Origin of the sequence: Vibrio sp. V39_P1S14PM300 (assembly GCF_009904765.1) — a bacterium.
GTDB classification, from domain to species: Bacteria; Pseudomonadota; Gammaproteobacteria; order Enterobacterales; family Vibrionaceae; genus Vibrio; species Vibrio proteolyticus.
On the sequence record NZ_WXWP01000220.1, the window covers coordinates 1 to 4,142 of the forward strand.

A 4,142-nucleotide genomic window follows, 5' to 3' on the forward strand; every position below is an offset into this window, starting at 1 on the left:
TATCAAATTATAGAAAAAGCATACCTTACGCTTAATAAACCGATTGAATAATGAAACAGATCACCCTTTGGACCAGATTTATGATGGTGAACATCAATGACTAAATCCACGCTGACCCTGAACTGCGATATGGGCGAAAGTTTTGGCCCCTGGAAAATGGGCTGTGATGACAAAGTCATGCCCTGGATTGACATGGCCAACATTGCCTGCGGCTTTCACGCTTCAGACCCACATGTAATGAGCCAAACAGTCGACCTCGCGATCCGACATGGCGTACAAGTCGGTGCACACCCTGGATATCCGGATCTGCAGGGCTTTGGCCGTCGATCCATTAGCTACCCGACCAACGAGTTAAGTGAGATGCTGATTTATCAGATTGGCGCACTGAAAGCGTTGTGTGAAAGTAAGAACACCGAAGTCAGCTATGTGAAGCCACATGGCGCGCTCTACCATGACATGATGAAAGATCTGGCTATTTTTGAAGCCGTCGTGGATGCCGTGTCATGCTTTAATGTCCCACTGATGATCCTGGCGACCTCTGACAGTCAGGCGTTTTTTGACATCGCGGACAAATACGAAGTGCCTTTATTATTCGAAGCGTTTGCTGATAGAGCCTACCTGGGTAATGGCTCATTGTGCCCTCGCTCAGAAAGCGGCGCAGTGCTAACACGCGAAGAAGACATCATAAATCAGGTACGTCAGATCGCACGTTACGCGAAAGTCACCAGTAAAGATGGTTTTGTCGTCCCGATAGAAGCCGACACCATTTGCGTGCACGGCGATAACGAATCATCAGCCGGACTGATTGCCAAAATTCGTCAGGCCCTAGAGGAGTAACAGATTGGATTTCGATTACCGAATAGAACCTATCGCAGAATGCAGCATTCTGATTGTATTCGAACACGAACCCAATGCTGAAACGTCTCAGTTAGTGCGTTGCGTCAGTGACGCACTACAGGCAGAACTGGCAGAGTGGTTGATGAACATTACCCCCTCATACAACACCATTCTGATTGATTACTTACCGCACCGCATTTCTATCTTTGATTTCTGTACCAGGACAGAAACTTTGATCAATTCTCTCCAGCCACAACTGAACGCGCACAGCGATACAATTGAGCTTCCGGCTTACTACGATCTATCCGTTGGGCCGGACTTAACACTTTATTTCGACAGAGGTTTGTCACTCGAGGATGTGATTCGCCTTCATTCGGACAAGCAATATACGGTCGGAGCGATTGGTTTTGCGCCCGGTTTTGCGTTTTTGACCGAAGTCGATCCGCAGTTAAAGCTCCCCAGAAAAGACACGCCACGCCTGTCACTGCCTAAAGGCAGCATCGCGATCGCTGAAAAACAAACCGCAGTGTATCCCGACAGTTCGCCAGGAGGGTGGAACGTCATCGGCAACTGCCCACTGGTGCTTTATTCCCCTAACCAAGAACCGATGATTCCGTTCACTGTTGGTCAGAAAGTGCGATTCAAACCCATTAGCCAAGCCGAATTCATCGAACTGGGTGGCACTATCCACAAGGAAGATTTTGTATGAGACACCGCCCTCACCTAGAGGTGAAAAAGCCCGGTCAATTAACTCTGGTTCAAGACTTTGGTCGTTACGGCGTCACACAGATCGGTATTGTTCCCGGAGGCCCAGTGGATGACTACGCCTACAGTTGGGCAAATCATTTACTGGATAACGACATCAACTGTGCCGCGCTGGAAATCACATTGGGTCAGGCCGAATTCGTTGCGCAAGACAAATGCCAGTTGGCATTATGTGGCGGAGACTTACAGGCCAAACTGGATGGAGTTCGCTTACCCAACTGGTCGGTATTCATAATGCGCCGTGGGCAAACACTTAGCTTTGGTTTGCCTAAAAATGGCTTGCGAGCATACTTAGCCATCAAAGGCGGATTCGATGTTCCGTTACAACTGGGCAGCTGCGCGACAGTGGCCAAGGATAAACTGGGGGGCCTACATTCTAATGGCCGGGCGCTGGAAAAAGGTGATCAACTGTACTTTCACGAGCACCGCTGCAATACGCCACTGAGAGAGGTGTCTTTTCGCTTTCAACCCAACTACAACTTACCGATCACGTTACGCGTGATTGAAAGCTATCAATTTGATCAGTTCGACAATGACGCCAAAAACGCAATGTACCAACGTACATTCCAGATCAGCCAGCATTGCAGCCGGATGGGCTATCGCCTGACAGGCAGCACAATCCCTGCGCCTCAGCACGCGATACTCAGTGAAGGGATTGCTTTAGGGGCGATTCAGGTGCCCCCGGATGGGCAACCGATCGTGCTGTTAAACGATCGACAAACCATCGGTGGGTACCCCAAAATCGGCTGTGTAGCCAGAATTGATCTTCCCCGCCTTGCACAGGCGAAGCCAGGTCAGTCGGTGAGTTTCACACCAGGCGATTTACTGGGACTGCAAGATGCCTGGTGCAAGTGGGCTAAGTTTTTTGGTTATTGATCCCAACCACTTTAGCCAGCGCAGACGGATAACCTCGCTGCTCCGCCAGAACGATCGCCTGGTTTTCGATGGCATCTGCCGTTAACGACAGAGACACCGGGTGCAATGCTTCAATAGAAGCCGTATCGCCATCATCCAATTGCCAGTGCTGCACGAGTTTTCGCGCCGCTTCTAATGCAGATGACCCCTTAACCACCTCCAGTCTGGCATACCCGTTGGCTTCAAACGTTACATCCGCCGCTCGCAAAGTCGCATCATCCCCGGGAATCTGCTGCGCGCCGTACAAAGGTTTTCCCATTGGCGTCGCTGTCTGGTATCCGGGAATAAACTGAGCCACGTGTTCAATCGCGCGCACGCTGCGACGTTCGCTGATATCTTCCAACCAACCGGTGTCCATTTTGCGTTGCAACTCAAGGGGCAACTGTGGTTGAGAAGAAGTGGTGGAGGATCCAACCAAGCCGTTTTTAAACAGCGTGATCTCTTCTGTCATGCCATGCAACTGGAACACGTTGTCAGCGTATGGCGTCAGTTGCGCCATGCCTTTTGACGTGCCTCTTGGACCATGAAAAATCACTTCGGGCCACTGTTCTTCACACTGTGGCCACTGCGTAACATACGCGGCTTTAAATTCCACCAGCCTTTTGCGTTTAAACCCGGCCTGATCGTCCAGCTTTCCAGTTTCGTATCCGCAGGCATTGACCAGATAGTCGGCCTTAAGTTGGGATACGTTGTCTTGATTATCTTTACACGTCAGGCGCCAATGTTGGCCATCATGGCTTGCGCTGATCAAACGCGTATTCAGCTGAACATCACAATGGGGCATCTGGTCAAAAGCCAGTGTCGCAGTCGCAGCTAAACGAAATACGCTCCAACCAAATTCGTTGACCATCACTACTGGGAACTTGAGTTGCTCCAGATCCACTCGTTTAGCAAACGGAGTCATCCATTCATCAAATGTGATCGGACATTTCGGCTGAACCTGTTGTTTCAGTGCCAACAGTTCTGATTTTTCATAAACTCGATAATAGTCTTCAGGATCGCCTAGCACTCGATTGGCTTCGTTCTGTTCGACCAACTCACGGTAAGAATCAGCAACCACTGTCAACCTCGGCAAGAGCTCTTCTGGCTGACCGCCATCACTGTGTGGTACCGCAATAATTGTTGGCCTCACATTCAGTGTATGTCGATACAAACGTACAGATTCGATGGACTGCTTTAACAGTTCGATGCACTGCTGCTGGGAGATTTCTCGATAGAGGTTGCCCCCAGCATGCAAATGACAGATCGGTGGTCCGTTGACTAATCCATCACTTTTTTCGATCAGTGAGACACGCACACCTCTTTCTGCCAGGTGCAGTGCTGCGGTTGCTCCGGCGACACCTCCACCGATCACGGCGACGTGTGCAGGCGATGTATGTTTACTTAGGTGAGACATTAAAACTGCTGACACTCAAATTCTGCCGATATTCTAAAGCCTTTATGCCATTAAAAAAATCACATTTTTTTCGCGTCTTTAGTTCAGATATATTTCAGTTGCAAGACGTAAAAATTAAAAAAAAGGCTTGACGGACATATTTGCCAGAGGCGTTTTTTTAACCATGTGAATAACAAAACTGGCCAAAAGTCCGTAGTTATTGGGCTAGGACAAATGGCCAGTTATCTAC

Annotated in this window: 4 protein-coding genes; 3 read left to right on the plus strand and 1 reads right to left on the minus strand. The window is 49.3% G+C overall.

Features of this window, described 5'->3' with window-relative positions; genetic code table 11:
* Window positions 1-96 precede the first annotated feature (96 nt).
* Genes CAG65_RS11115 through CAG65_RS11125 form a run of 3 tightly spaced genes read left to right on the plus strand, consistent with a single transcriptional unit; the run spans window position 97 to window position 2,478 of the window.
* Window positions 97-837 (plus strand): 5-oxoprolinase subunit PxpA, encoded by a 741-nt coding sequence (locus tag CAG65_RS11115; protein WP_161453666.1) that lies wholly within the window; start codon window positions 97-99, stop codon window positions 835-837.
* A 4-nt stretch (window positions 838-841) separates the two neighbouring features.
* Window positions 842-1,546, plus strand: a complete 705-nt coding sequence (locus CAG65_RS11120; RefSeq protein WP_161453667.1) for a 5-oxoprolinase subunit B family protein — start codon at window positions 842-844, stop codon at window positions 1,544-1,546.
* On the plus strand, window positions 1,543-2,478 hold the full coding sequence (locus CAG65_RS11125) for a biotin-dependent carboxyltransferase family protein (protein ID WP_021705321.1): 936 nt from the start codon (window positions 1,543-1,545) through the stop codon (window positions 2,476-2,478). Before CAG65_RS11120 ends, CAG65_RS11125 begins: the two co-directional genes overlap by 4 nt.
* Here the strand turns inward: CAG65_RS11125 and CAG65_RS11130 are convergent.
* Entirely contained in the window at window positions 2,459-3,913 is a 1,455-nt protein-coding gene (locus CAG65_RS11130; RefSeq protein ID WP_161453668.1) for an FAD-dependent oxidoreductase, read from the minus strand. The genes CAG65_RS11125 and CAG65_RS11130 overlap by 20 nt on opposite strands.
* Window positions 3,914-4,142 lie beyond the last annotated feature (229 nt).

Bases quoted from the DNA above. Each gene is read 5' to 3' on its own strand.
- CAG65_RS11115 (WP_161453666.1), top strand. From the start codon at position 97: ATGACTAAATCCACGCTGACCCTGAACTGCGATATGGGCGAAAGTTTT.
- CAG65_RS11130 (WP_161453668.1), bottom strand. From the start codon at position 3,913: ATGTCTCACCTAAGTAAACATACATCGCCTGCACACGTCGCCGTGATC.
- CAG65_RS11125 (WP_021705321.1), top strand. From the start codon at position 1,543: ATGAGACACCGCCCTCACCTAGAGGTGAAAAAGCCCGGTCAATTAACT.